Raw genomic sequence first — 24,905 nt, forward strand, 5'->3', positions numbered from 1 at the left:
AGCCATGAGGATTAAGTCAAAATATGATTTATTAAAGAGAGTAAGTAATGCGATTGCTGCATTATCTAAGGATGAAAGATATCCGGAGAGCCTGGCATCACTTAAAGGTGCTGCAACTGGAAATGTCCGTTCACTATACAAGGTTGGAGACTTTTGATACTCTAAGGAAACCCTTGATGTTATGAGTATTATCGATGGCAGTCATGTTATTTGGCAGAAAACAATATGATGCAGGTAAGATTTTTACAAATGGGAAACATCGTATTAAATAACAAATCAGAGCGCCCGGGAGCCTTTTTAAACGTAAACATGGTATAATCAAACACATAAACATTATTCAAATGGGAGAACTATGAGATTTCTCAACTCTTTTGGCACCAATAAGAGGAAAGCATATGAATGTGTATGATTTTGACGGGACAATTTTTTATTCGGATTGCTCGATAGGTTTTGCCCTGTGGTGCATGAAGCGGCACCCGAAGCTGTGGCTTACTTATCTGCCGGGAGTAATAAAGACTCTGATACTACATAAAATGGGGATACTTTCGAATTACCGGCTTCAGCGAAAAATGTTCAGTTATCTGACCATGATCGATGACTTTGATACACAGATTGAGCTTTATTGGGACAAATACGAAAGCAGGATTTCTGAGTGGTATCTGGCACAGAAAAAGTCGGACGATCTTATAATCAGCGCCTCGCCGGACTGTATCATCGGACCGATAGCTAAGAGACTTGGTGTGAACTACATGGCAACGGAATATGATCGTGAATTCGGCATATTTACGAATAATCTGATGTATGCCAAAGAAAAGGCAAAGTATATAATTGACCACGGTTTTCCCGTAATTGATAATTTTTACTCTGATTCACTTGCGGATACACCACTTGCGTTATGTGCTGAAAAGGCTTATCTGGTAAAGGACAATGCAACTACGGTAGTGGATTGGCCGGAACTCGATGATGAAACAATGAAAATGGTAAAAGATAAGATAAACACAGGTTGGAGTATACATCTGAAAGAGGATTGATACATGCATAGCATTATTTATGACTTTGGTACCAGCAGTGTAAAAAGTTGCCTGTTTGAAATTGATACCAGAATAAAGCTTGTGGCTAGTGCTGTAGGTGAATATGGTCTTTATATTTCTGATGATGGAGGTGCCGAGCAGGATACAGAGGAATGGTGGACTGCTATTTGCAATACCACAAAAGAACTGTTTGAAAAATCAGATGTTAAACCAACGGAAGTTGAAGGAATTGCATTCTGCTCACAGATGCAGGGCACTGTTCTTGTTGATAGGTATGGAAATGCCTTGAGACGTCCTATGAATTATCTTGACCAAAAAGGAGCAGGGGAATACAAAAAGTGTATGGGCACAGGGCTAATCAAGGTATCAGGCTGTAGTCTGTATAAGCTTTTGCGAAATCTGATTGTAAACTATGGCGCCAGTGTAAGTGCAAAAGATCCTGTCTGGAAATATAAATGGGTTGAAAATAACGAACCTGAAGTTTACAGAAAAATATATAAATGGCTTGATATAGGAGGCTATCTGGTAGCTCGTACCACCGGAAAGATTGTGCGTACGGCGGACGATGCATATGCCACCTTTCTCTATGATACCAGAAAGGGGAAAGAGGGGTGGAACAAGGGCCTTCTGAAAATGTATGGAGTAGATCCCGATCACATGCCGGATATCATTGACTGTACCGATTTGGTCGGCGGACTTACAAAAAAAGCTGCAGATGATATGGGGCTTATAGAGGGAACACCTGTATTTGGCGGGGGCGGAGATATGACCTTCGTTAATATAGGTGCCGGATGCGTAAGACCGGGAGATACACATATATATGTTGGCACATCGGGCTGGGTGTCTACCTACATGGATCATCAAACTGTCGATCTGAATGCTATGATAACCGGTGTTTTGTCAGCAAAGAAGGGCTATTTCAGTTACTATGCGGAACTGGAGACTGCCGGTAAGTGTTTTGAGTGGTGCGCAAAGCATCTTGCGCTTGACGAGGTTGGAATATATCTGGATAAGATCAAGATTACTGATATTGAGGGCAGATACATAAGTCTTTATGACTATCTCTCTGATGAAGTCAGTAAAGTTCCGCCGGGATCCCATGGTGTGATATTCACTCCATGGCTGCATGGAAACAGATGCCCCTTTGAAGATTCCAATGCCGGCGGAATGTTCTTCAACATAAGGGTTAATAATGGAAAAAGAGATATGATAAGGGCTGTTCTTGAAGGAATCTGCTTTCATCTTCGCTGGCTTTTGGAATGCCAGGGAAGAAAGGTAAAAACTTCCGATCCCATAAGATTTGTCGGTGGCGGTGCATTGTCAGACGTCACTTGTCAAATGTTGGCAGATATAACAGAAAGAACTATAGAAACAGTCGATAATACTCAGGAGGTTGGCGCTGTTGGGACAGCACTTGTTGTTGCAGCCGGAATCAAGGGAGATGATGTCCTTGAGCTTTCACGAAGGTTGGTAAGAGTCAGACATGTTTATAAACCAAATGTTTCCAACAGGGAAATCTATGAAAAAAATTACAGGGTGTTTAAGAGGCTTTATCGTTCCAATGCAAAGAACTTTAAGCTGATCAATTCTTGAAGATGAATATACCGGAGTAACTAAAAAGCCTCGACAACGTCCGATTGTCGAGGCTTTTTAAAGTGTTTCAAAGTGTAAGAAAATATAATAAAAGCTGTATCAGCAACATGCGGGAAGATGAGGATCGCCGCTGGCTATTGCCTTTGCCTCTTCTTCCGATAACTCCTTCAGGTCATCATCACTGATTCCCTGCATGCGGATAACGATAGTTTTTGCAACCTCATCCGGAATATCATAGCCTAATTCGAATGCAGCTTTCTGACCGGCCTGCCAGGGTTCTATTCCCTCGCTTTCAATAAAACGCCTCATCCCCTCGGAAATTTTGTTGCGTAATATGTCATTGTCCATAAACTCAGAAAAAAACTGCTTTGCGTCTTTCATGTGGTTTTCCTCCTGTTATATCACGATCTGCAATGAGCTTCTTAACGCAGGATGGTTTACAGAGAACCCATCGAAAAGCAACTTCATTTTAACATACGGGATTAGCTAAATCAATTTGATATGATCTTAAGGCCTATTGCAATCATCATTGATAAACTTTATCATGTTATTAGCAGAAAATAATAATGTTTGTTCGTGTTTTAAAGAAAAAAGCCCTTATGTTAGGTGCTGCAAAATCAGTGTTAGGAGGTGCTGAATGTTTTATATTCTGGAAAATGGTATCAGAGTAAAAAAGTGGGCGAGCGGATGGGCCTGTTGCGGCACGGAAGAGGCGAAAAAACCATTTCCACTGAGGCCTAAGGATTATAAACTTTTGAAAAGCTGTGATGGCATGACTGACCTTGCCGATAGTGATGCGCTGCGCGCATGGGAAGCCATGGGTGTGATCCGAAAATGTGAAAAAGGCGAAGCTCAGCTTTCGGAAGGACAGATTCAGGAATATCCAAATAAGCTGAACTGTGTCCTCGATTGGACAATCACCGATCGCTGTAACTACAACTGTCTGCATTGTTTCCATGCAGCGGACAATACTACACTGAAAGATGAGTTTTCCCGCGAAGAGGCCTTTCATCTTCTGAAGGAAGCACAAGCCTGCGGAATTACCCATGTTGAGCTCACAGGCGGAGAACCGACCATGTATCCGTATTTCCGCGATGTTGTTCAGGAGGTTCATGACCTTGGCATGAAGCTGGGATGTGTTGTAACCAATGGCTCGCTGATGACCGAGGAGCTTGCAGCCTTCATCAAGAGGCTTCACCCGGATTGTTTGATTGCGATTTCCTTTGACGGCATTGGAATCCATGACTGGATGCGTCAGCACAAAGGAAGTGAGGAGAGTGCCAAGAATGCCATCCGGATCTGCGTTGCTGCCGGTCTTAAGGTTGTCAGCAACATGAATGTAAACAGAAAGAATCGTGATGTGCTCTTTGATTCGGTCAAAATGCTTTCGGAAATGGGTGTTGACCATCTCCGTATCATAAAGACGACAGAAGTGCCCAGATGGGCTCTTAACTCCGAAGACTTTTCTATGACACCGGAGGAATACTATGATTATTCCATAGAGTTTGCAAAACAATACCGCGAAAGCGGTCTGACTATCCCTGTAAGGCTTTGGCAGGTTCTGGCTCTGAATGGACGTGACAAAATCTACCATATCGTTCCTGTTAAGGCATCCGGCAGCACTTTCTGCGAATATGAAATGATATGCCCTGACATGCTTAAAAAGCTTTCCGTCCAGCCTAGCGGTGAAATAATTCCATGTGCCCCGATGGCCGGAATACTCACCTCAAGAAACATCCACCTTGGCAATGTGAAGCATGACGGTCTGGTTAAGCTGCTTTCTGAAGGTGCGCTGTATGAACAGGTAACCTACACGGTTAAGGATAAACAAAAGGCCAATTCCAAATGTGCCGGCTGTAAGTATTTCAAATACTGTCAGGGCGGCTGTCCTGCCGTGGGATTACTTTTCAATGGCAGTCCTCTTGGTACCGACGATTATAAATGTATGTTCTTTGAAAAAGGGTATTACAAAAAGATCAGTGAGGCCATGGAAGGATGGAAGAATCTGCTTCCACTGACGGAAGCTGAGGAGCGTCTGCTCTCAGGAAAATCGTGAGAGCGCAAAGCACGAAACGCTTCGATATCGACTTTTGACACTCACATAATATATGATGTAAGGGTCAAAAGTACCAAATCACGTGCTTGCACGTTGATTTGAGACTTTATGGCCCGCCCGAACACGAATAACGTAGTCGTTTTGCACAGCAAAAGGACGAGAGTTATGAGAAACCATAGGTGACTGTCACTGTGAACAAAAGTTCACAGTGACAGTCACCTATTTTAACAATTGCCACTTAGATAGCTGAGCTATCCGGCAGGCCGCTCCGACTCTTACAACTGCCACTTCGATGAATGAACATCTAGCAGGCCGCTCTACGTACCAAGAAGTTCAAGCGAAAACAATGCAAAATTCAATATTTTAATTATAAGAAACAGTGAACTTTTTGTAAAAATAGTAGCATTTATGTCAGCACATACCTTTAATGAATAGACACTTTGATAAGTTTCGGTATAACTTTTTATCATATGCTAGAATAGATTTGAAGATAATGACGTTGATTGGAGGAATTAATGCCTACAGGTTACAATTTGAATCCGAATATTCAAATGAAAATAGAGGATGAAAGAGCCGGGAGGCTCGACTACGTTTATGAAACGCTTCTATCTATAAATGAGTGTCAGGCAAGGATAGGAAGGAAAGTGACGGGAAAGCTTTCAGAGTACGAAGTGGAGACTAACGATGGGGTCTTATACATACTATTTGCCGATAATACAGAAAATACAGGCGGACTATATGTTGCACATCCACAGAAATACGCTGTCAGATTTGAAAGCATAAGCGATAAAACCTTGATAAGGGTCAGATACATCTGGGAAAACGATACGATAAGTGTACAATACCTTTTAAGAGAGGATATTGACGCATTTTTCGAGACTTTGTTTGATGCATCTGTATCTGAGGCTAAAAAAATGATTTGGGTGGATTCTGCAGAAGAGTTTGTTCAAAAAGATCCATTGGGAATACATGGCACAAAAAAATTTTGGATAATAAGCACAGCTTTTGTTGTGATATGGATTATGTGTATTCTATTTTCGAGTGTGCATTAACAGGGGGGAATAAAAAGATGTCCAGAGGCACCAACCAGAAGTTTAAGTTCACCTATCTCATGAAGGTAATGCTGGAAAAGACTGATGATGATCATGCACTTACCATGTCTCAGATCATGGAAGAACTTGAAAAGTACGATGTGACAGCGGAACGTAAAAGCATATATCAGGACTTTGCGGATATGGAGAAGTTCGGGATAGACATCATCAAGGAGCAGGCAGGACGGGACACATTGTATCATGTAGCTTCCAGAGAGTTTGAACTTGCAGAGGTAAAGCTTCTCGTTGATGCCATACAGTCTTCAAAGTTCATCACTCAGAGTAAATCCAGGGATCTGATCAGCAAGCTAAAGACATTTGTCAGTGAATATCAGGGAAGCACACTCCAGCGTCAGGTTTTTATCGATAATCGTGTGAAGTCCATGAACGAAAGTGTTTTCTACAATGTTGATGAAGTCTATAATGCCATCAATGAGAATAAGAAGATCCGCTTCAAGTATTATAAATGGGATATCAATAAAAAACTTGTTCCCCGCCGAAACGGAGACTGGTTTATATTAAGCCCATGGGCGCTTACCTGGATGGATGAGAACTACTATATGGTTGCATTCGACGAGTGGGATGGCAAGATAAAGAGCTACCGTATAGATAAGATGATGCGAATATCAATCACAGATGAAGCCCGCGTCGGTAAGAAAGAATTCAAAGAATACGATATGGCGAAACTATCGAAATCAACATTCAGCATGTATGGCGGACCTAAGAAAAGAGTGACCATACAGCTTGATAACAGTATGTGTGGGGTCTTTCTGGATCGATTCGGAAAAGATGATATATCATTCCGCCCTGTTGATGATACCCACAGCGAGTTCTCGGTAGAAGTGAATGTGAGCCCACAGTTCTTTGCCTGGATCTTTGGCCTTGGAACTAAAGTTAAGGTTGTGGGACCGGAGGATGTTGTTAAAGAGCTGAAGGACTACGGGAAGGCATTTCTTGAAAATTATAAGGAGATAAATTGAAGAATGAAAAAAATGGTATTGAAAATTGTTTTTGTCATAGTGACAATAGTTGCTTTATGTGGTCTGTACTTAATTATTAATGGCTCATTGGAGATGTTTCCCACGGAAGAACAGATTGAAAAAACACGTATTACAGGTTGGATAATGTTGTCAGCCGGAGTGTTTATTGACGGTATTATATGTAAAGGAGACCAACTATGATAAACGAAAAACGACATGGTATAAGATATCTATATTTGATAACACTTTTTACCCTTTTGATTTCTATGACATCTTTTGCTGATCAGACTTACTATTATGCATACACAATAATGCCTGAGGAATCTCCCTATAGAGATTTAAGTAATTCCAGAAAGTCAATATCTGTCACGGAAAATAATGATGGAAGTTATACTGTAGATGATGGTTATTCATCTGTGACATTAACAAAAGCTGATGATGGATCATATTATGGCATGACCCAATATATTTCATATTCACTTAATAACGATCAGCTGTCATTAGGATATGATGATCCAAGTGCAGATATATTTTTAGCATCACCATTTACCGGAGGATGGGTCGATTTCGATAATAAATGGTATTATCTGGGAGACGATGGTAAGGCTCTTACCAATACGACAACTCCGGATGGATATCAGGTCAATGCTTACGGACAGTGGGTTGTGAATGGAGTTGTCCAGACAAAAGGAACTGAACAGAATGTGTCAGGTGGAATCACACCAACTATATGCGAGAAGTATAAGGACATCGTGATGCAGGAGCATTCTAAATCCAATGGTACCGGCTACAAACTTTTCTATCTGGATGATGACAATATTCCAGAAATGACGGTTAATTATCCGGGATATGGCCTGAAGATATTATCAAGTGATGGGGTTAATGTTTACTTCATAGCAGCTGATTCTTATGGTGATTATTTTCTGCCTTATGGAACTCATGGAAGAGACTATATCTGCTATGAGCGTTCCGGACGGATTGATACCGGTGCTAATGTAGATGCAACCACGACATTTATACCGGAGTACCTATTCTATGACAAAGTTAACAAAGCCTTTGTCTATGCAGATACAGCACCGGCAATATCCGGTAATTTCACCGAGCTATGCTACGATGATCTTTCTGCAGCGGAGATGTTAAGGGATCTTGATTATCTGGCGCAGGGTAAACAGCCTTTAGGCAGTGGTGGAGACTGGGCTGAAGGATGATCATATAAAACAAATATCTCAAATATGAATATGGAACGGACGAGAAATTTGGACAAACCAAGTTCCTCGACCGTTCCTATTCATAGCAAATTATTATTGTGGTATGGTCAGGTATCTGTTTCATTCTATTTATTCTTTTTGTTCCGGGAGAGTTTGTCCAGGATAAGCTTAACCATATACTGCTGTTTGCCCGTGCTAATATCTTCTACATACGCAGAGAATACGTACCCACTGCCAATAAGCCTTGCGATAGCTTCATTATTATACCTGGTCACATAACCGAGATGCATACCCTCATTTGTATTTATGCTATAGCCCATTGGTCATGCTTGTTTTCAGGCTCACGCTTAAGCTTAAGTTCCGTTCCCGGAACCAAAGACTCAAGAAGTTTCATCCCTTCGTCAGTTTCTTTTGTGAAATGATAATGCATTCCGGCAACTCAACCTATAAGTACCAGTATCCGGTCAGGATGCTTTTCTTTTAATGTTTCTTCCTTCCGGGCTGATATTTTAATTTCCTTGACCTGAGCTTCATAGCTTTTGATCTGCTTAATATAGTACTCTAAATCAGGTTTTTCGAGATTCATGAAATGATTAGCTTCCTGTATTCATGTCAAAACCTCATAGTCATCCGTTTCTATGGTTACATAACAAGTATCGTAAGGTTTAAAGAGTTTTATTAGTATCCCAATGATGTGATCAGTAAAAATGAGCTTCTATAATCCTGGATTTAATAAAAAACGAAGTAAAAGAACAAATGTGCTGGCATTTTTAATGTACATATCTGGATGTAGTATATGGGCATACAGATAATCCAAATGAAAAAGTAATTGGTATCTTCTGACTGTTTTTGGGGAAAATATAAAAATGCTGAACAGCATAGGATAGTAGTAATGATCAAGGAGGTTCTGCATGAAGCATATCGTTGTTGATTTGGAAATGAATACTATACGTAGAAAGGATGAAGCCCGCAGAATATGTGGATTCGAAACTATCGAGATCGGTGCAGTTATGTTGGATGATAATCTGCAGGAGATTGCATCTTTTCGTACATATGTAAAGCCGGAACATTGTGATGGCATCGCAAAGAATATAAGTAGGCTCACCGGAATCACTGACGATAACGATGAAGGGAAACTAGACGGAGCTGAAATGGCTTTTATGGATGAAGTGTTGTTCTCGGACGAGGACAAAGATGATGATTGCGAAGATTAATAAGAGATAAGACTGTATTAAGATAATTGAAAATAATTTTATATTAGCTTTATATGATATAAGAATGCTGATGACAGTCATGTCAATAACAAGTCAGCCTATGATAAACAGTATCTGGAAGGAAGATACGGAGCTGATCCATATCTTGAGAATATGCTTGATGGAGGTTCTTTTGTATGAGTCTGCACCCATTATAGCGATCAGATATATTGATTGCATGCATCAACCATGGGTACAGTGACAAACTGAGGTACGGACTGTATAATTTATGTGTTGAACGAGAAGGAAATGGAGTACATCGATGAGTGAGATGATAAAAGCTGATAAGGAATACTTGGATTGGATAGCAGACATAGCCATGAGATTCAAGCAGAGTCAGATAAAAGCTGCTACCAAGGTTAATGTAGAAATGCTTAGATTTTACTGGAGTCTTGGAAAAGACATATTTGAAAAAGATGTAAGTAATAAATATGGCACGAGTTTTTATAAAAAAATTAGTAACGATCTTCAATCCGAACTTCCAAATATTAAGTCTTTTTCTGTTACCAATCTTCACTATATGAGGTGGTTCTACGAGTTATATCCTAATGCCGAGAATTTACCCCAACTTGGGGGAGATTCTGAAAAGGTAGCAAATTTACCTCAAGCTGGGGTAAATTCTGAATCGTTGATTTTTAGTATTCCGTGGGGACATAATAAGCTTATTATTGACAAGAAACTTTTTTACTACTTTAGATGGTATTCATATGTAAAAGTAGAACTGCCTCTTTTTTCTTCATTCAAAGCACGTCCTTTAAAATAAGTATTGCCGACATGATCCATAGCGCGAGCTACATTGTCATAGCAGGAATTTGATGCATATTGATCCATACCAGGAAGCTTTCTGGCGTCTAGAGCAGTGAGCTGAGCTATCGGGGTATTTAGAGAAGATAAATAATCTTTTATAATTAGCGCCATCGATTCATACTTATACATACCCTTTTCCATTATTCTTTACCTCCTCCGGTTAATCGTGATCAGGGATTAAGTTTTCTATATACCGACACTTAGGATATCGACTGCATCCCAAGAACTGATTACCTTGATAGTTACCTTTTTTTGCTGTTCTGAGAACCATCTTACTTCCACATCTTGGACAGAGCTTTTCCTTAGGTTCTGAAGGGGGGTGGAATCATCCGGTGTATGTGATGGATACCCTGCAGATGATGTAATAATAGTGGTGGGCGCAGATTCATGTTCTGTAAGCACCTCGGATTCAAGAGATTCTTTCAGGGTGTTGAATTTTTTAATATAGTCTTTTCTGTCAACATGGTTAATTGAAAGGATCTTATTTCCTAGTTCCAGGAGTTGCTTTCTACTGCTCTTAGAGTCAGATTTATATTTTTTTAAGGTATTATTTTCTATGCTCATACAGTTTTTGTAAATAAGCATATGACGTTCATTCTGTGTAATGTGGCTGTGAAAACAGCCGATATTGCTAGAATATGGTATTCCTTGAAGATTCAAATTATAATTTGGCTAAGCTTATGGATTATAATAGATGTATCGTTGAGATCAAATTAATAAGCTTTCTCAGGATGATTTTGACAGAATAGAAAAGCAGTTAAGAGAGGATCTTGAAAACTACTACGCTGATATGGGAGGATTATGAGAAGGACTAACATAAAATGTTTAATCGTAATTGCCGTGTGCGCCATGGTTATACTTTCGGGATGTGAATCAAAGGATCAGATAATGGACGGTGACGGTATGTTTCAGACATTTTCCTATACGATTATAACACAGGATGATGCAAAACGTATGATGGAGCAGGATGACGGTCATGTGATTGTTGATGTCAGAAGACAGGATGAGTATGTTGAAGGGCATATTCCCGGAGCCATACTTATACCTAATGAAACTATAGAAAACGATCCGCCTGAAGAATTACCTGATTATGAACAAATCATTCTTGTTTACTGTCGCAGCGGACGGATGAGCAAAGAAGCTTCTCAGAAACTCGCTGACATGGGATATAAGAATGTTTATGAGTTTGGGGGCATTATAGACTGGACAGGTGAAGTTGTGAAAAGTGAAGTAACAGAAGAAACATCTGAGGAAACAACAGAGGAAAAAACTGAGAACAAGGCTGAGAAAACAACAGAGGAAAAGGCTGATCCGGTCAATAAAGAGGTAACTCTCCGATTTGATTCATTTGACGGAGGTGGACCGGAATATAATGTGATCATTAAGGACGAAAGCATTGTATCTTATACCGCTATGAGGGAGTATGCCAAAGAAGATCATGATATGATGACTGGTGCCGGATATGATGAGGTGTTCACGTTCACGGGAATAAAACCAGGTGAAACAGATATGCTTATAGAGGCGCGTTCACCGATAGCTGATAATCTTGATATGAACTATAAGGTAGTCGTCAGTGAAGACCTGAGTGTAAAAATAGAAGAGGTTTCAGTAAATGAGGTAGTCGAATCGGTTGATGAAGAAGTCGACCCTTACTGGGGAGTATTGCTTAGTTACAAAGAGGCCCAGGATGCAGGATATACAGAAGAAGAGTTAAATGAGAGAGGATATAAAACAGAACTCATTCAGCATGGATGGCCGAAAACAACAAATAATAATGAGGTCAGGTATCACTATTATGACATAAACAACGATGACTGGATTGATCTTATAATCACATATTATGGGCAGATTGTGGATATATATTCACATGATGGAGATGCCGTATACTCTTATGGTACACCATATAGAGGAATTGCCGAGCTTTATCCTGATGGCTCCCTTTCAGAGGTGGTCACCATGGGGGTTAAGGGATCTAGTACAAGGTGGTATAGATATGATGAAAAGTCAGGGAAATTCCTTAAGGCAGATGGAGAACTACATCCAAAAGAATCGCCAGTTATCATGCCAGAGGGCAGAAAGATATCCGATGTGGGAGCGTCCAGGCTGTCAGACTGATTGAATTGCCCAGAGATGTAGATGCCCTCTTAATCTGAATCATAATATGAGGTTAAATCTGATGGTTCTCCCCGATATTATAGCCGCCTAAGCTATGAAATTGGTGGTAGGAACTCTTACGGCCAAGCAGGGGCGCATGGAGGTATTACCTTTGAAAAATCAATTTCTGACAAATTATACAGAAACGACTTTCCTGGACAAAATCAAGGAAAATCTGAGACACTGTAAGGCTTTTTCATTCTCGGTCAGCTTTATTAAGAAAGCTGGCTTGGTTTTGTTGTACAAAGATATTGAAGCTGCAGTGGAACGTGGCTGTCGGGGAAGAATTATTACTTCGACTTATCAGAATTTTACTGATATTGAGTCTCTTAAGAGCTTCTATTCTTTGATGGGGAGATGCCGGAATTTTCAATGCCATCTTGATTATGAAAGCTTTCACGATACCGGTTATGCAACACTTGGATATCATTCAAAAGGATATCTTTTTGAGTTTGATGACCATAGAGAATTGGTGATAGGATCTTCTAATATTACCAGGTATGCACTGATTAAAAATATTGAGTGGGATGTATCTGTAGCAGAGCGTTTCGAGCCAGGAGTATATGATGAGGCATTAAAAGAATTCAATGAGAAATGGGAAGCAACAGAGCTGCTGGATGCAGAACTTATAAATAAATATGCTACAAAGCTTAATTTTGCCATAGAGCGTTGGGATATGGATTATGATTTGACCGCATCTAAGATCAGGCCAAATTATATGCAGAAGAAAGCTTTGAAGGAACTGAACAGATATCGAGCAATGGGAGTGAATCGTGCCCTCACAATAGCTTCCGCAGGTAGTGGTAAGACATACCTTGCGGCCTTTGACGCGCTTAATTTTAATCCGAAGAGACTTTTGTATATCGTTCATGAGGGATCGATTCTTAAAAAATCTTTGGAGACATTTCAGGAAGTGTTTGGAAAGAATGTTTCATATGGTATTTACAGTGGAACTAGTAAAGAGTCCGATGCAGATTTTGTATTTGCAACAAATATCACCATGTGTAATACATTGGAACTGTTCTCTAAGACTGAATTTGACTACATTATAATCGATGAATGTCATCATGCCACTGCAGAAACTTATAAGAAAATTATAGGGTATTTTGAACCGGAATTTTTGCTTGGACTCACTGCAACGCCTGAACGATTAGATAACCAGGATGTTTTCGAGTTATTTGATCATAACGTACCGTATGAACTAAGACTTCGAGATGCCATTGCCAATGATCTGGTTGTACCGTTTAAATATTATGGAATTCGTGACAAGCTTGTGGATTACGGACTTTCCGGAAATGATGAACGAAGAATGATCGCACAGATGGCAAGAGAGGATCATTGCGATTTTATAGCAGAACAGATAGAAAAGCACCATCCCCAAGGCAAGCTGAAATGTCTCGCTTTCTGTAGAAATGTTACACATGCTCGTATGATGTGTGAGGCTCTGGGCGAGAGGTATAAAACTGCCTATCTGACCGGAAAGAATGATATAGGCGAGCGTGTACGTGCCTACAATGATCTTCAGAATGATGCAAATGATCTGGAAATACTGTTTACGGTTGATATCTTGAATGAAGGTGTAGATATTCCCGGGGTGAATATGGTCCTGTTTTTAAGGCCTACTGAATCTACAACCATATTTATTCAGCAGTTAGGACGTGGACTTCGAAAGTACATGAATAAGGAATATGTGACTGTACTTGACTTTATTGGAAATAGTTATAAGAGAAGTGTTCAGATTGCTTTTGCATTAGGATCTTTATCAGAAAATTTTGTCATGGAAAAGCGGCTGATGGCATCCTTGGTAAAGGATGATTTCACTGCTCTTGGACTTGAAGATTATGGTGTAGAGATACATATTGATGACTTGAGTAAAGAGGAGATTCTTGAGTATATTGATAAAGAGAATTTTAATGCCATCAAATATCTCAAACAGGATTATTTTAACTTCAAGAAATATATTGGGGCAGAATTCTATCCTCGGCATGTGGATTATATCAACAATGATTGTGCGCCTGATCTGATACGATTTATGAGTGTAAAAACACAGGGAAGAAAGAATTGTAGCTATTATAACTTCCTAAAGGGAATTGGTGAGGAGAACCTTCCCATTTTTTCTGATAGGCAGGTAGAGTTTATCAACTATTTATCCGGTTTTTTACCACTTGTTAGGACTCATGAATACCGGATTGTTAAGCTGTTACTTGGCGGAGAAAAAACTTATCAAGATGTAAAAACATATTTGGAAGAAGTGATTCCGGGCTCAACTCAGATGGAACTTGACCATGCATTAACTTATCTTCAGGTAGTTAAACGAGAAGGAGATGTATTACGTCTGGAAGTGTCGATGGATGATCAATTACTAGAATATGTGGAAGACCTTTTGGAATACGGCTTGATTCGATATGTAGTTGATGCCGGTGATGAAACCGGATTCAAACTCTGGCAGAATTATCGCATGGATCAGGTTCAGCTAAAGCTTCTAAAAAATCCATCAAATAATCAAGTTGGAACTTACTATTATGATGACTTTGTGGTTATTTTTGCTTCACTTAAGAAGGATTTAGATGAAGCGGATAAGCTGAATTATAAGGATAAGTTTCTGCAGCCGGATTTGTTCCAGTGGGAATCAATGACAAATCTTCCTCAGTCTCATCTGGAGAAATTAATAAAGAGTAGTTTTACGCATGTGTTTATTCGAAAGGTGTCTGCGGAAAATGGATTAGTATTGCCCTTTACTTATGTCGGAAAGGGTAAGCTTCAGAATCCTCGGAAGACAGAGGGCGGTAATGGAACCTATCTTTTTGATATCCATATGGAGAATGCTCTTCCGGAATATCTGCAATACGATTTTGGGTTAACAAAGGAATGATAGTGTGAAAAAACAGTTTTTTATCACTATTTGTGCCGCCGGCAAAAGGCGGCGGAATGGAGACCAACTATGAGAATAGTTCGAGTAGTGGCAGCTGTGATAGTGTCTGAGGGCAAAGTATTTGCAACACAGCGGGGCTATGGGGAATTTAAAGATGGCTGGGAATTTCCGGGAGGAAAGATCGAAACAGGTGAAACACCGGAGGCGGCATTAGCTCGTGAAATCAAGGAGGAACTTGATACTGAAATCAATGTGGAGGACTTCATAGAGACTATAGAGTATGATTATCCGACTTTTCATCTGTCCATGGATTGTTTTTTGTGCAGCATAAAGAAGGGTAAGCTGACATTAAAGGAGCATGAGGCGGCGAAGTGGCTTGATTTGCAAACAATAGACAGTGTAGAGTGGCTTCCAGCGGATGTGACTTTGATTGATAAAATCAAAAGCAGGCTTAACACAAGGTGAATACATAATTATTAGATAATAAATGTAGAGCAAATCAGGAGATAAGATAGTTAAGAAGATAAAGCATGTTAGATGGAATACTATAAAACAGGACATTGAGAATCCAAAACAGGACATTAATAAAGTAAAACAGGACATTGAGGAAGTAAAACAGGATATAGGGTTACATATTGAATTGTCTGCCAAAACAAAGCAGCATATTGAAGTACTATTTACTGAATTTGGTTATGAAAAATACTTTGGAAGGATGGATGTTATGGAAATATTGGGCATCACAGCCTCTCCTGCATCTACATTAATTAAAAAAATGTTGGATATGGAACTGATTTATGGTATTAAGGGCAAAGGTAAGGGTAAATATTTATTTAAAAAGACTAAGAATAGCTGAGTATTTATGATTAATTGTGTAATAACATGCTGATTTAAGAAGGTATTTTTAAAGGACACCTCATCGTGTAATGTATAGTCAGAAGCAAAGAAACAATCAGGAAAGTACCTGATAGGAGATGGGACTGGTTGCTTCCTTTTTCTGACTATATATTTATTAAAGATATAAGTCAATATCAGTTTGTGATTGTACCAAGGATTGTAGTATGATTATTTGCATATGCAATCGATAAATCGAAGTGTTTTAGCTCTTTCAGATTGACCGTTTTCTGCTTCTATTGATTGTCCGTGAACTGCTCTGTATACTGTCTTTCATAAAAATAGAAAGATGTCCCAGAGCACCCTCCCTGGAAAGTCGTGTACTCTGAGACCAATGGTATAAAACCATGTTTATGGTAACAGAGTATACCTGTTCAGGGCAACATATTTTTACCTGATGGCAGTGAATACCTTTGTTCCGTGTGCAAAGAAGGTACTCTCATCTTCCGGGATTACTGTAAGTGGATAGTCCGTCATGATGACGATTATGCAAATCTCCGCCGAATTGACATACCTTCTGATGATTTAAAACTGGTCGCCAGGGCGTTGCTGCCGGCAGGAATATATGTTGGATGCAAGCTGAAATATGAGATGTTCCAGTACGAATTGATGGAGCAGTAAGACGACCGACCTCTGGGGTAGTTTTTTACGTAGGCGGTGGGTAGTTCACCGTGTGAGGAATACCATGAATATGTCAAAAAGAACCAGCGCCGTTGATTCATATTCCATTGGGGAAGTATCGACGCTATTAAGTATCTCGAGGGATATGATTCGCTATTATGAAAAACAAGGAGCGATCCGGGCGAGCAGAGGAGCAGAGAATAACTATCGGAGATACGATTCAATGGAAGTTTTCTGGCTTTTGGAAGCAATGCAGTATAAAAGCTGGGGGATTCCTATCAGTGAAATTTCCGGGATACGCAATCACGAATATACTATTAACACGGAACAATTTCTGGGTGAGGAAGTCAAAAGGATCAGGGCGGATATACAATATCGGGAACTATTGGCGCAGCGGTTGGAACAGCTGCAGATGAATATGCTGCTGAGTACCAAAAACATTGGATGTTTCTGGGTAGAGAGTATCCCTTCTGCATACTATTGCCATCTTGTTACAGGCCGCGGAGACGAGTACGAGCGAATAAATTTGTCAGAAAAGAGCAGTTCTTTTGTTTTTGACGATCAGCATTTGCCTTTCATTGACAGCGGACTTCAAGTCGAAGATGACCGGGTGGAATGGGAAATGGGCATACAGGAGAAATATGTCAGATCTTTGGGACTGGAGATACCTGAAGATTTTACAAAGATCTCCGGAGGTTTATGCCTGTGTACGCACATTGACATTGGTGAAATCGGCAGCTATAACCAGGAGGTCTTTCATGTTTTGCCGGAATACGCCGCTGAACATGGATTTAATGTACCGGACGGGTCCAAGATCAGAGGCGTCATATTGGGAAGAGGGTATGAGAACGGAGAGTTTCGCCGGATCGTGAAGATATATCTTCCAATCTTGTAAGAACCAAAAAAGCAAGAACGAAAAACCTTGGAACTCCTCCAAGGTTTTATGAACACCGTTTGCCCTAGACAGTACCTTTTTTTATATAAAAGAGAAGAGAACAGAGGGATCATCGAGCTGTACGGAAGAATCGGCATCAACAGATTTACCTAAAGTCTCTTCTCTTTTTTGGCATTGACACTGGAATCGTACCATTCGTTATTATTTTCACATAGACAACCACCTTTCCAAAAACACAAGGAGGAAAACGAAAATGATGACGGAACTTTTTACACCTGCCAAAATAGGTAACTGCGAAATCCCCAACAGGCTGATCGTGCCCGCAATGGTCATGAACCTGTGCACAGAAGACGGAATGATCACAGAACGGTATATCAAGTATATCGAAGAGAAAGCCAAAGGCGGCTGGGGCATGATCATCACAGAAGACTATGCAGTAAATGTGAACGCGAAGGGCTATAAGTTCATTCCGGGCCTTTACAACGACGAGCAGATTGAAGGCAACAAAAAGCTCACGGAAGCAGTCCACAAATATGAATCCAAAATCTTTTGCCAGATGTATCATCCCGGACGCCAGTCCAAACATGATGTAAACGGAAACGTACAGCCGGTAGCGCCTTCTGCAATTAAGGACCCCTTCTGCATGGATCTTCCCCGTGAGATCACAGTAGAGGAGATCCACCAGATTGTGAAGGACTTCGGATCCACTGCCAAAAGAGTGAAAGAGGCAGGCTTTGACGGAATTGAGATCCACGCTGCGCACGGCTACCTGATCTCCGAATTCCTCTCTCCTTTCACAAACAAGAGAGTAGATGAGTACGGCGGATGTTTCGAGAACAGGACCCGCATCCTGGATGAGATCTATGCATGCATCCGCGAGAACGTCGGCAAGGATTTCCCGGTCCAGGTCAGAGTTTCAGCCAACGAGTACCTTCTGGGCGGCCGCACCGAGGCTGATACCTTTGAACTTGTCCGCCATCTGGATGAGCTGGGCGTTGACGCAATCCATGTTTCCAACGGTATGTATGCTTCTCCTGTCATTCGCCAGATCATCGCGCCGATGTACACGGAGCACGCCTTTAATATGAATACTGCGGAAATGGTCAGAAAACTGGTATCCTGCCCTGTCATCGTCACGAACCGCATCAACTCCCCCAAGATGGCTGATACTATTTTGAAGATGGGCAAAGCAGATTTCATCGGCATGGGCCGCGGATCTCTGGCAGATCCTTATCTCCCCGCCAAGGCGAAAGCAGGCCAGTTCGAGAACATCCGCTACTGCATCGGATGTCTCCAGGGCTGTGAAGCAGGCCTTTTGGCCGGAACCTGTGCGACCTGTCTGGTCAACCCTCGTGTCGGCCGCGAGTATGAGAATGCAATGGAAAAGACCGGAAATCCGAAGAAGGTCATGATCATCGGCGGCGGTCCTGCCGGCCTCATCGCAGCGGAGACTGCAGCGAAGATCGGACATAATGTTACCGTATACGAAGCAGGATCATGGCTCGGCGGACAGTTCCGCAGCGCCGCATTCCCGCCCGGAAAAGGCGAGCTCTCCACTTTCGTATCTTCACTGCGCAAGAGTCTCATTGATTTGAAGGTTCCGGTCAATATGGGAGTAGAGGTCACTGAGGAAATGATCCGTGACGAGAAGCCGGATGCAGTCATTGTTGCAACAGGCGCGAAGCCGCTTACACCTCCGATCAAGGGAATGGACGGCAGCAATGTCGTGAATGCGGAAGACGTACTCTTAGGTAAGAAAGATGTCAAGCCCGGTCCGGTCGTCGTCTGCGGCGGCGGCGAAGTTGGCGGAGAGACAGCGCACTTCCTGACCCAGTCCTGCCAGGACATCACACTGATCGAGATGCGCGATGACATCCTGGTCGATATGTTCCCGCTGATGAAGATGCAGCTGATGGAGTACATCAGAGACGCAGGCATCAAAGTATTGACCGGTGCAAAGGTCGCAGAGATCACGGAAGACAGTGTAAGCTACACAGATTCCAAGGGAACTCTCCACAGTGTACCTGCTTCGACTGTAGTATCTGCATTCGGATATAAGGCATACAATCCGCTTGAGGAAGCGGCAAAGAAATACTGCGACAATGTCAAAGTTGTTGGATGTGCTGTAAAAGCCGGCAACGCGCTGGTTGCTGTCAGAGAAGGTTATGAGGCCGCATTGGCTTTATAATATACCGTCATCATATGAAAAGCCCGGGGTCCGACCCCGGGCTTTTTGACCTCTGGGGTAATTTGTCCACATATTCATATGCTAGCGTAAAGTTTTTGTAGGTTTAAGAAAATAGAAAAGAGAACGATCTCGAATAAGTGATAAAGTTATTGCGACGAAACAAAACTTTAGGTAGGAGATCGTTCTCATGTTTAACAGTATACAGCAGTTTGAAAGTGAAGGCATTAAAAATCTTAGAAAGGCTTATGAAATATTTAAAGGTAGACATCAGACTTTAGATGAAATTGAAGCATATGTTTACAACCAAATTGAAATCACAAAGGACTGCTATAAACTTGGAAAAAATCTTATTTATGACTGGAAAAACATGGCGGTTTCGCAATCAGAAGATGAGTTTGAAAGACATTCGAAAATCTACTTTATTGTAAACGGAATATCAATGATGAAGGGAAGGTACATTAAAAAATACTCCCTCTAAGTAGAACAAGGCCCTAATTAGTTCTCTTGTATACTGGGGAGGGAGCATATCATTTTCTGCGTCCTTTATAAACTTCCTTATTGAACGGAATGACATAAGTACATTCATAGTGAATGGCACTTATATTCGAGTAGATATAAATAGTTCCGTCTTTCAATATTCCTCGACTTGTAATGGACATTGCAGGGGTATTTTTCTTGCAGTTCAACAGTTCTGATTCCTGCTTAGACAGTAGTGTGGGATGGTAAGCTGTCATGTAATGAGATATCTTGAATCCTTTTTTCAAGACATAGTTCTGGATAGAATCCTCTATAGTCTCGCGATTCAGATCCGGAAATAGTTTTACAGGCATATAACTTGTCTCAATCTGTGATATCTCATAATTTACGATTCTTATTCTTTGAAATTGCCATATCTTATCATCGGGAGACAAGTTAAATATGCTTCCGAGTTCAGTGCCGGCAACGATCTCGTTCAGAAAAAGCATCCTGGAACTAAGCTCACGATATGACACTTCAGTAAGAGAGTTATATACCATAGGATTATCCAAAGCCTTATCGCGAATATAGATACCATCACCCTGTATGGCAGTAACAAGTCCAATGTTTTGAAGCTGCTTCATGACCTTTTGAACAGTGAACCGGGAAACGTGATAAGAACTTGCCAGATCACGCTGAGTTGGCAACTTGTTATCTGAAAACTGTTTTTGATATATCTTGCTTATAAGATCTGTTAGGATAAAAGCTGTTTTTCCGGAACGCATATATCTCCTGTATTTTAAGGGGTGACCAGAGTTCCGTCGGGGATACGACTCTGTGTCCATTCATGGGGTCTGTATGTAACTGGGTGATGCAGGATTTCTTCTTCGTCAATATCTACACCTATTCCGGGGGCATCGATAGGATAAAAATATCCATTTCTTGCTTCATTATAACCCGGAAAGGCTTTCTTTGTTGAGTCCTTAAGCTCAATATTCTCCTGAATTGCCACATTGTGCAGATGGATATTAAGATGCGTATTTACCGCAACTCCAATAGGTGTGATGTCAGAAGGCGTATGCCAGGCGATTCGGATTCCGAAAGAATCACATAATGCAGCAAGCTTCAATGCAGGGGTAATGCCTCCGAGTTGTGAAACATGGCATCGCAGGAAATCAATGCTTCTACTTTGAATAAGCCCTTTCCACTCCATAGGATTATTAAATAATTCTCCTGTTGCGATAGGTGTTGAGCACTGACTTCTAAGCATTTGAAGCCATTCGTTCTGATCTGGTGGCAGAAGGTCTTCAATAAAGTAAGGATGATACTGTTCTACTTCTTTAGCAAATCTTATAGCCTGATCCGGAAAAAGACGTTCATGAACATCATGAAGTATATGGAAACTTTCTCCATACTTTTCACGAATCTTTGCAAACATATGAAGGGTTTTTCTTATATAGTCATATTGGTCAAAATATGTTCCTGAAATAGGGTCCTCCGGAGTATGAAGTGCATCCGGAATGCCACCATAAAAACCTAACTGGCAGCGTATGTGATTATAACCTTCAGATCTGATACGATCTATTTCCGAATACAGGTCTTCGAGATTATCTGCAACAGCATGTGTATAGGCAGGAATCGCCGTACGGGATTTTCCTCCGAAAAGCTGGTAAAGAGGCATATCCGCGAGTTTTCCTTTTACATCCCAAAGAGCCATATCTATACCGGCTATTGCATTATTTATTACAGGACCGTTTCTCCAATAAGCATTTACCATCATAAGGTGCCACAGATCTTCTATATCATTAGCGTCGCGACCTATGAGAATGGGCTTTAAATATTCATCTACCACAGTTTTTACTGCCAGAGGTCTCTGCTGGAATGTGGCACATCCTACTCCGTATACGTCTTTGTCTGTCATTATCTTAACACAGACCAGATTATGTCTATCAGGTCTTGTGATATAACAAATGATGTCTTTTATTATTGTGGGTCTCATCACTTTCTCCTTTTCTCGGCAATATCAGTCTGTTGATATTTTAATTTGCAAACTGACATAACGATTGTCGGTGGAGTATCTCCACGCCTTGATTGTAGACCTATTAAAGCATCCAGAAATGTTTAAAGTCAATGTGGCTTGTAAAAAGCTGTATATATCAAAAAATAACAATCCAATTCGTTTGAAAAGGTATAAAAAACCACGATTTTAAGCCGCTTTTAGATTCTATCGGCCTGAAAATGGGCAGATTTACAAACACTTTCTGCTATGTTACGATTCAGAACATAAAACAAAGCACGTGCAATGGTAAAACATGAGAACAGGAGTAAACTTCACAATGGAAAAGAAGGAAGTAGTGCAGAAAATCGTCGACTATGTCGGCGGTAAAGAAAATATCGTTAATGCATGGCATTGCATGACCAGATTGCGTTTTGACCTAAAAGACAGATCACGTGTTAATGAAAAAGCCATCAAAGACCTTGAAGGTATTATGGGTGTTCAATATGCTAAAGAACAGTTGCAGATAGTGATAGGAACAAGTGTACATAAGTACTACGACATACTGATGCAGATGCTGGATCTTTCAGAAAATACGATCCCTTCAAAGGATGAAAAAGCAGAGAAGAAAGATTTTATAACCTGGTTTATGGATATGGTATCAGGTGTCTTTGGTCCCATAGTTCCGGCTATAGCAGGTGCCGGAATGATCAAAGGTCTTATGGGAGGTCTGGTTGCTCTTGGAGTGATAACCAATACAACGGATACATATAAGATAGTTGATATGCTGGCAAGTGGTGTATTTACATATCTGCCTTTCTTTATTGCAGCATCAGCGGCAAAGAAATTTAAAACCAATCAGTATCTTGCAGTAGCTATGGCATCTATTATCATGTATCCAACAATGATAGATGCAGCTAAAGCCGGTGAGATCAGTAATTTCATGTTTGGAGGGGTGCTTCCGATTCCTGTATTCAATTACAGTGGTTCAGTTATTCCAATCATTTTTGGCGTTCTTGCCATGAGCTTTATTCACAAGAACGTAGATAAAATTGTTCCCGAAGCAGCAAGAACAGTAGTTACTCCAACATTAACAATCCTTATCTCCGGATTCTTTACCCTGGCTGTTATAGGACCTGTTGGCATCTACTTTGGTAAGGCTCTTGCTTTTGTACTAGATGGACTTTTCGGTATTTCCCCTGTCTTGGCCGGAATCATCATGGGACTTATTCGTCCGGTATCCATTCTTACAGGAATGCATCATGCCATGACTCCTATTGCATTGGAAAACTTTGCAACAAAAGGTTATGACATGCTTATGCCTATGATGTTCATCGCGAATCTTTCAATAGTTGGTGCCGCACTTGGCTGTTACTTTAAAGAATCCACTCAGAAGGATAAAGCTATTGTCCTTTCAGCCGTACTCTCAGGAATCCTCGGAATCACTGAACCTGCTTTGTTTGGTGTTCTCACAAAATATAAGAAAGGATTTCTTGCAGCGACCATAGCAAGTACGGTAGGAAGTGCATTTATCGGAGCATTTGGTGTAAGACTTTTCGGATACATCACTTCCAGTATTTTCAGTATTCCTGCATATATCGGACCGTATTTTATATATGCAGCTATAGGCTGGATAATTGCTTTCGGTCTTTCATTCACATTGTCCTATATCTTTGTAGTTAAGATGGATTCAAGTTCAAAAAAAGCTTTAGGGAATGTATCTAATGCCGCCTGAACATTCCCGAAGGGATAGGAATAAAGGCGGTACTATATCTGGAATTAACAGAAAAGCTGTGAAGTAAATGATTACTCATTTTTTCACAGCTTTTTTGTTGTGAAAGTAAAGATAGATAAGTGAATTAGATGCTTATCAATTACTTTCCAGGATAGCGGGGGAGGTAGAGCATCCGCTTCATACGCGGAAGGTTATGGGATCCCTCGCAGAGCTCGGAGTCGCAAGCATGGCATCCCACGGATGCCTGCTACCCGTTCCTGGGACTATTATTTAATCATTTTGATAGAGCGATTTTCTAATTTATCAACCACGGGTTTATATACAATGGAATTAATCTCCAATACAATATATATGAGAAAAGGGCATAAGTTTATTGATTACATGGTATAAGAAGCGAAATGAATATTGAAAAAACAGGAAAAACATGCATTGAGAAAAAGTATAAAGGTTTTGAGAAGCCGGTTGATAAGATAAAACGATGGAAACGCAATATTAGGTTTATTTTTCAGCGTGTAAAGTATGGCTATTGTGATTCCGATGTATGGAGCATTGATTACTGGTTTTTGATGGTGATGCCTGGGATGCTGAAACAATTGAAAGACACAACTCATAGCTATCCGGATTTTTGCGGAAACACTTCACATGCATTGTTTGGTACAGGTAGATCAGACAATGTTGATAATGCAGGTATGAAGAAATGGGATGACATCTTGTCGGAAATGATATTTCTTTTGAATGAATCGAATGAGGATACCTGTACTAAGAAAAACAAATATGAAGAGGATTATCATAAGGCATATCAGGAATTTAGAGAAAAATATGGGAAGCATGGACAAAAACTAAGAACAGAGGATGAAATTGCCAGGGAGAAACAAGAGGGCTTGTACAGGTTGTATCATCCAGGAGATGTGCCTGAATATAAAGAGATAGAAGACCGATATTTTGAAGAAAGTAGGAAACTTGACCAATATAGAGACGAATGCAAGGACAGAGCTATTGATATGTTTAAAGAATGGTTTTGGGACCTTTGGGATTGATGAAAAGATTACATTCATAGTAGGCATAGAGGGAAAATATT

At 40.6% G+C, this 24,905-nt stretch carries 26 protein-coding genes; 20 read left to right on the forward strand and 6 right to left on the reverse strand.

Annotated elements, in window-relative coordinates; all coding sequences use genetic code 11:
- The first annotated feature begins 4 nt into the window (after window positions 1-4).
- From BM294_RS15915 to BM294_RS10685, 3 genes are all read left to right on the forward strand, one after another.
- Entirely contained in the window at window positions 5-157 is a 153-nt protein-coding gene (locus tag BM294_RS15915; RefSeq protein WP_175494640.1) for a hypothetical protein, read from the forward strand.
- Between the two features lie 238 nt (window positions 158-395).
- Window positions 396-1,031, forward strand: a complete 636-nt coding sequence (locus BM294_RS15725) for a haloacid dehalogenase-like hydrolase (RefSeq protein ID WP_175494641.1) — start codon at window positions 396-398, stop codon at window positions 1,029-1,031.
- Window positions 1,032-1,034: 3 nt separating this feature from the next.
- Entirely contained in the window at window positions 1,035-2,624 is a 1,590-nt protein-coding gene (locus tag BM294_RS10685) for a xylulokinase (protein ID WP_036612667.1), read from the forward strand.
- Between the two features lie 99 nt (window positions 2,625-2,723).
- On the opposite strand, the gene BM294_RS10690 is transcribed toward BM294_RS10685, so the two are convergent.
- Complete coding sequence (locus BM294_RS10690) at window positions 2,724-3,005, reverse strand: hypothetical protein (protein ID WP_091208021.1); 282 nt, start codon at window positions 3,003-3,005, stop codon at window positions 2,724-2,726.
- Between the two features lie 256 nt (window positions 3,006-3,261).
- Between BM294_RS10690 and BM294_RS10695 the strand changes: the two genes are divergently transcribed.
- The 5 genes from BM294_RS10695 to BM294_RS16515 all read left to right on the forward strand — a co-directional run bounded on the left by BM294_RS10695 (window position 3,262) and on the right by BM294_RS16515 (window position 7,959).
- Window positions 3,262-4,680 carry a radical SAM/SPASM domain-containing protein gene (locus BM294_RS10695; RefSeq protein ID WP_091208023.1) on the forward strand — a complete coding sequence of 473 codons (1,419 nt, stop codon included), beginning with the start codon at window positions 3,262-3,264 and terminating at the stop codon, window positions 4,678-4,680.
- 515 nt (window positions 4,681-5,195) lie between these two features.
- On the forward strand, window positions 5,196-5,732 hold the full coding sequence (locus BM294_RS10700) for a hypothetical protein (RefSeq protein ID WP_091208026.1): 537 nt from the start codon (window positions 5,196-5,198) through the stop codon (window positions 5,730-5,732).
- A 17-nt stretch (window positions 5,733-5,749) separates the two neighbouring features.
- Complete coding sequence (locus tag BM294_RS10705) at window positions 5,750-6,751, forward strand: helix-turn-helix transcriptional regulator (protein ID WP_091208028.1); 1,002 nt, start codon at window positions 5,750-5,752, stop codon at window positions 6,749-6,751.
- 3 nt (window positions 6,752-6,754) lie between these two features.
- The gene (locus BM294_RS10710; protein ID WP_036611845.1) at window positions 6,755-6,952 is read left to right on the forward strand and encodes a hypothetical protein; all 198 of its coding nucleotides are present in this window, start codon (window positions 6,755-6,757) and stop codon (window positions 6,950-6,952) included.
- Window positions 6,949-7,959, forward strand: a complete 1,011-nt coding sequence (locus BM294_RS16515) for a hypothetical protein (RefSeq protein ID WP_091208031.1) — start codon at window positions 6,949-6,951, stop codon at window positions 7,957-7,959. The genes BM294_RS10710 and BM294_RS16515 overlap by 4 nt, the downstream gene beginning before the upstream one ends.
- A 304-nt stretch (window positions 7,960-8,263) precedes the next feature.
- Here BM294_RS16515 and BM294_RS16455 read toward each other — a convergent pair whose 3' ends face one another.
- Together BM294_RS16455 and BM294_RS15920 are read right to left on the reverse strand one after the other, a co-directional pair.
- On the reverse strand, window positions 8,264-8,389 hold the full coding sequence (locus BM294_RS16455; RefSeq protein ID WP_255407195.1) for a hypothetical protein: 126 nt from the start codon (window positions 8,387-8,389) through the stop codon (window positions 8,264-8,266).
- A gap of 9 nt (window positions 8,390-8,398) precedes the next feature.
- The gene (locus BM294_RS15920) at window positions 8,399-8,545 is read right to left on the reverse strand and encodes a hypothetical protein (RefSeq protein WP_175494642.1); all 147 of its coding nucleotides are present in this window, start codon (window positions 8,543-8,545) and stop codon (window positions 8,399-8,401) included.
- 325 nt (window positions 8,546-8,870) lie between these two features.
- On the opposite strand from BM294_RS15920, the gene BM294_RS10720 reads away from it, so the two are divergent.
- Window positions 8,871-9,173 carry an exonuclease domain-containing protein gene (locus BM294_RS10720; RefSeq protein ID WP_242944508.1) on the forward strand — a complete coding sequence of 101 codons (303 nt, stop codon included), beginning with the start codon at window positions 8,871-8,873 and terminating at the stop codon, window positions 9,171-9,173.
- Between the two features lie 301 nt (window positions 9,174-9,474).
- A complete protein-coding gene (locus tag BM294_RS10725) occupies window positions 9,475-9,975 on the forward strand; it encodes a DUF1016 N-terminal domain-containing protein (RefSeq protein WP_091208033.1) in 501 nt (166 codons plus the stop codon).
- Window positions 9,976-10,179: 204 nt separating this feature from the next.
- On the opposite strand, the gene BM294_RS16700 is transcribed toward BM294_RS10725, so the two are convergent.
- Window positions 10,180-10,290: a topoisomerase DNA-binding C4 zinc finger domain-containing protein gene (locus BM294_RS16700; RefSeq protein ID WP_091208036.1), complete on the reverse strand. Its 111-nt coding sequence runs from the start codon at window positions 10,288-10,290 to the stop codon at window positions 10,180-10,182.
- A 530-nt stretch (window positions 10,291-10,820) separates the two neighbouring features.
- On the opposite strand from BM294_RS16700, the gene BM294_RS10735 reads away from it, so the two are divergent.
- From BM294_RS10735 to BM294_RS10770, 8 genes are all read left to right on the forward strand, one after another.
- Complete coding sequence (locus BM294_RS10735; RefSeq protein WP_091208039.1) at window positions 10,821-12,134, forward strand: rhodanese-like domain-containing protein; 1,314 nt, start codon at window positions 10,821-10,823, stop codon at window positions 12,132-12,134.
- Between the two features lie 151 nt (window positions 12,135-12,285).
- The gene (locus BM294_RS10740; protein WP_175494643.1) at window positions 12,286-15,045 is read left to right on the forward strand and encodes a DUF3427 domain-containing protein; all 2,760 of its coding nucleotides are present in this window, start codon (window positions 12,286-12,288) and stop codon (window positions 15,043-15,045) included.
- Between the two features lie 69 nt (window positions 15,046-15,114).
- Entirely contained in the window at window positions 15,115-15,510 is a 396-nt protein-coding gene (locus tag BM294_RS10745) for a (deoxy)nucleoside triphosphate pyrophosphohydrolase (RefSeq protein WP_091208044.1), read from the forward strand.
- A 175-nt stretch (window positions 15,511-15,685) separates the two neighbouring features.
- Window positions 15,686-15,898: a hypothetical protein gene (locus tag BM294_RS10750; protein WP_091208047.1), complete on the forward strand. Its 213-nt coding sequence runs from the start codon at window positions 15,686-15,688 to the stop codon at window positions 15,896-15,898.
- Window positions 15,899-16,377: 479 nt separating this feature from the next.
- Window positions 16,378-16,557, forward strand: a complete 180-nt coding sequence (locus BM294_RS16705; RefSeq protein WP_091208152.1) for a chorismate--pyruvate lyase — start codon at window positions 16,378-16,380, stop codon at window positions 16,555-16,557.
- Window positions 16,558-16,621: 64 nt separating this feature from the next.
- Window positions 16,622-17,452: a helix-turn-helix domain-containing protein gene (locus tag BM294_RS10760; protein ID WP_091208050.1), complete on the forward strand. Its 831-nt coding sequence runs from the start codon at window positions 16,622-16,624 to the stop codon at window positions 17,450-17,452.
- 256 nt (window positions 17,453-17,708) lie between these two features.
- The gene (locus BM294_RS10765) at window positions 17,709-19,640 is read left to right on the forward strand and encodes an oxidoreductase (RefSeq protein ID WP_242944514.1); all 1,932 of its coding nucleotides are present in this window, start codon (window positions 17,709-17,711) and stop codon (window positions 19,638-19,640) included.
- A 187-nt stretch (window positions 19,641-19,827) separates the two neighbouring features.
- Window positions 19,828-20,118 carry a hypothetical protein gene (locus BM294_RS10770; protein WP_091208055.1) on the forward strand — a complete coding sequence of 97 codons (291 nt, stop codon included), beginning with the start codon at window positions 19,828-19,830 and terminating at the stop codon, window positions 20,116-20,118.
- 49 nt (window positions 20,119-20,167) lie between these two features.
- Here BM294_RS10770 and BM294_RS10775 read toward each other — a convergent pair whose 3' ends face one another.
- Complete coding sequence (locus BM294_RS10775) at window positions 20,168-20,881, reverse strand: GntR family transcriptional regulator (protein ID WP_091208057.1); 714 nt, start codon at window positions 20,879-20,881, stop codon at window positions 20,168-20,170.
- Window positions 20,882-20,895: 14 nt separating this feature from the next.
- The gene (locus tag BM294_RS10780) at window positions 20,896-22,095 is read right to left on the reverse strand and encodes an enolase C-terminal domain-like protein (RefSeq protein WP_091208060.1); all 1,200 of its coding nucleotides are present in this window, start codon (window positions 22,093-22,095) and stop codon (window positions 20,896-20,898) included.
- A 337-nt stretch (window positions 22,096-22,432) separates the two neighbouring features.
- On the opposite strand from BM294_RS10780, the gene BM294_RS10785 reads away from it, so the two are divergent.
- Both BM294_RS10785 and BM294_RS10790 read left to right on the forward strand, forming a co-directional pair.
- Entirely contained in the window at window positions 22,433-23,827 is a 1,395-nt protein-coding gene (locus BM294_RS10785) for a PTS transporter subunit EIIC (protein ID WP_091208063.1), read from the forward strand.
- Window positions 23,828-24,225: 398 nt separating this feature from the next.
- Window positions 24,226-24,864, forward strand: coding sequence for a hypothetical protein (locus BM294_RS10790; RefSeq protein WP_091208067.1), 639 nt, complete (start codon window positions 24,226-24,228; stop codon window positions 24,862-24,864).
- Window positions 24,865-24,905 lie beyond the last annotated feature (41 nt).

It is taken from the genome of Oribacterium sp. WCC10 (assembly GCF_900113415.1).
Lineage (GTDB): Bacteria > Bacillota > Clostridia > Lachnospirales > Lachnospiraceae > Oribacterium.

Bases quoted from the DNA above. Each gene is read 5' to 3' on its own strand.
- BM294_RS15915 (WP_175494640.1), top strand. From the start codon at position 5: ATGAGGATTAAGTCAAAATATGATTTATTAAAGAGAGTAAGTAATGCG.
- BM294_RS15725 (WP_175494641.1), top strand. From the start codon at position 396: ATGAATGTGTATGATTTTGACGGGACAATTTTTTATTCGGATTGCTCG.
- BM294_RS10685 (WP_036612667.1), top strand. From the start codon at position 1,035: ATGCATAGCATTATTTATGACTTTGGTACCAGCAGTGTAAAAAGTTGC.
- BM294_RS10690 (WP_091208021.1), bottom strand. From the start codon at position 3,005: ATGAAAGACGCAAAGCAGTTTTTTTCTGAGTTTATGGACAATGACATA.
- BM294_RS10695 (WP_091208023.1), top strand. From the start codon at position 3,262: ATGTTTTATATTCTGGAAAATGGTATCAGAGTAAAAAAGTGGGCGAGC.
- BM294_RS10700 (WP_091208026.1), top strand. From the start codon at position 5,196: ATGCCTACAGGTTACAATTTGAATCCGAATATTCAAATGAAAATAGAG.
- BM294_RS10705 (WP_091208028.1), top strand. From the start codon at position 5,750: ATGTCCAGAGGCACCAACCAGAAGTTTAAGTTCACCTATCTCATGAAG.
- BM294_RS10710 (WP_036611845.1), top strand. From the start codon at position 6,755: ATGAAAAAAATGGTATTGAAAATTGTTTTTGTCATAGTGACAATAGTT.
- BM294_RS16515 (WP_091208031.1), top strand. From the start codon at position 6,949: ATGATAAACGAAAAACGACATGGTATAAGATATCTATATTTGATAACA.
- BM294_RS16455 (WP_255407195.1), bottom strand. From the start codon at position 8,389: ATGCATTATCATTTCACAAAAGAAACTGACGAAGGGATGAAACTTCTT.
- BM294_RS15920 (WP_175494642.1), bottom strand. From the start codon at position 8,545: ATGAATCTCGAAAAACCTGATTTAGAGTACTATATTAAGCAGATCAAA.
- BM294_RS10720 (WP_242944508.1), top strand. From the start codon at position 8,871: ATGAAGCATATCGTTGTTGATTTGGAAATGAATACTATACGTAGAAAG.
- BM294_RS10725 (WP_091208033.1), top strand. From the start codon at position 9,475: ATGAGTGAGATGATAAAAGCTGATAAGGAATACTTGGATTGGATAGCA.
- BM294_RS16700 (WP_091208036.1), bottom strand. From the start codon at position 10,290: ATGGTTCTCAGAACAGCAAAAAAAGGTAACTATCAAGGTAATCAGTTC.
- BM294_RS10735 (WP_091208039.1), top strand. From the start codon at position 10,821: ATGAGAAGGACTAACATAAAATGTTTAATCGTAATTGCCGTGTGCGCC.
- BM294_RS10745 (WP_091208044.1), top strand. From the start codon at position 15,115: ATGAGAATAGTTCGAGTAGTGGCAGCTGTGATAGTGTCTGAGGGCAAA.
- BM294_RS10760 (WP_091208050.1), top strand. From the start codon at position 16,622: ATGAATATGTCAAAAAGAACCAGCGCCGTTGATTCATATTCCATTGGG.
- BM294_RS10765 (WP_242944514.1), top strand. From the start codon at position 17,709: ATGACGGAACTTTTTACACCTGCCAAAATAGGTAACTGCGAAATCCCC.
- BM294_RS10770 (WP_091208055.1), top strand. From the start codon at position 19,828: ATGTTTAACAGTATACAGCAGTTTGAAAGTGAAGGCATTAAAAATCTT.
- BM294_RS10775 (WP_091208057.1), bottom strand. From the start codon at position 20,881: ATGCGTTCCGGAAAAACAGCTTTTATCCTAACAGATCTTATAAGCAAG.
- BM294_RS10780 (WP_091208060.1), bottom strand. From the start codon at position 22,095: ATGAGACCCACAATAATAAAAGACATCATTTGTTATATCACAAGACCT.
- BM294_RS10785 (WP_091208063.1), top strand. From the start codon at position 22,433: ATGGAAAAGAAGGAAGTAGTGCAGAAAATCGTCGACTATGTCGGCGGT.
- BM294_RS10790 (WP_091208067.1), top strand. From the start codon at position 24,226: ATGAATATTGAAAAAACAGGAAAAACATGCATTGAGAAAAAGTATAAA.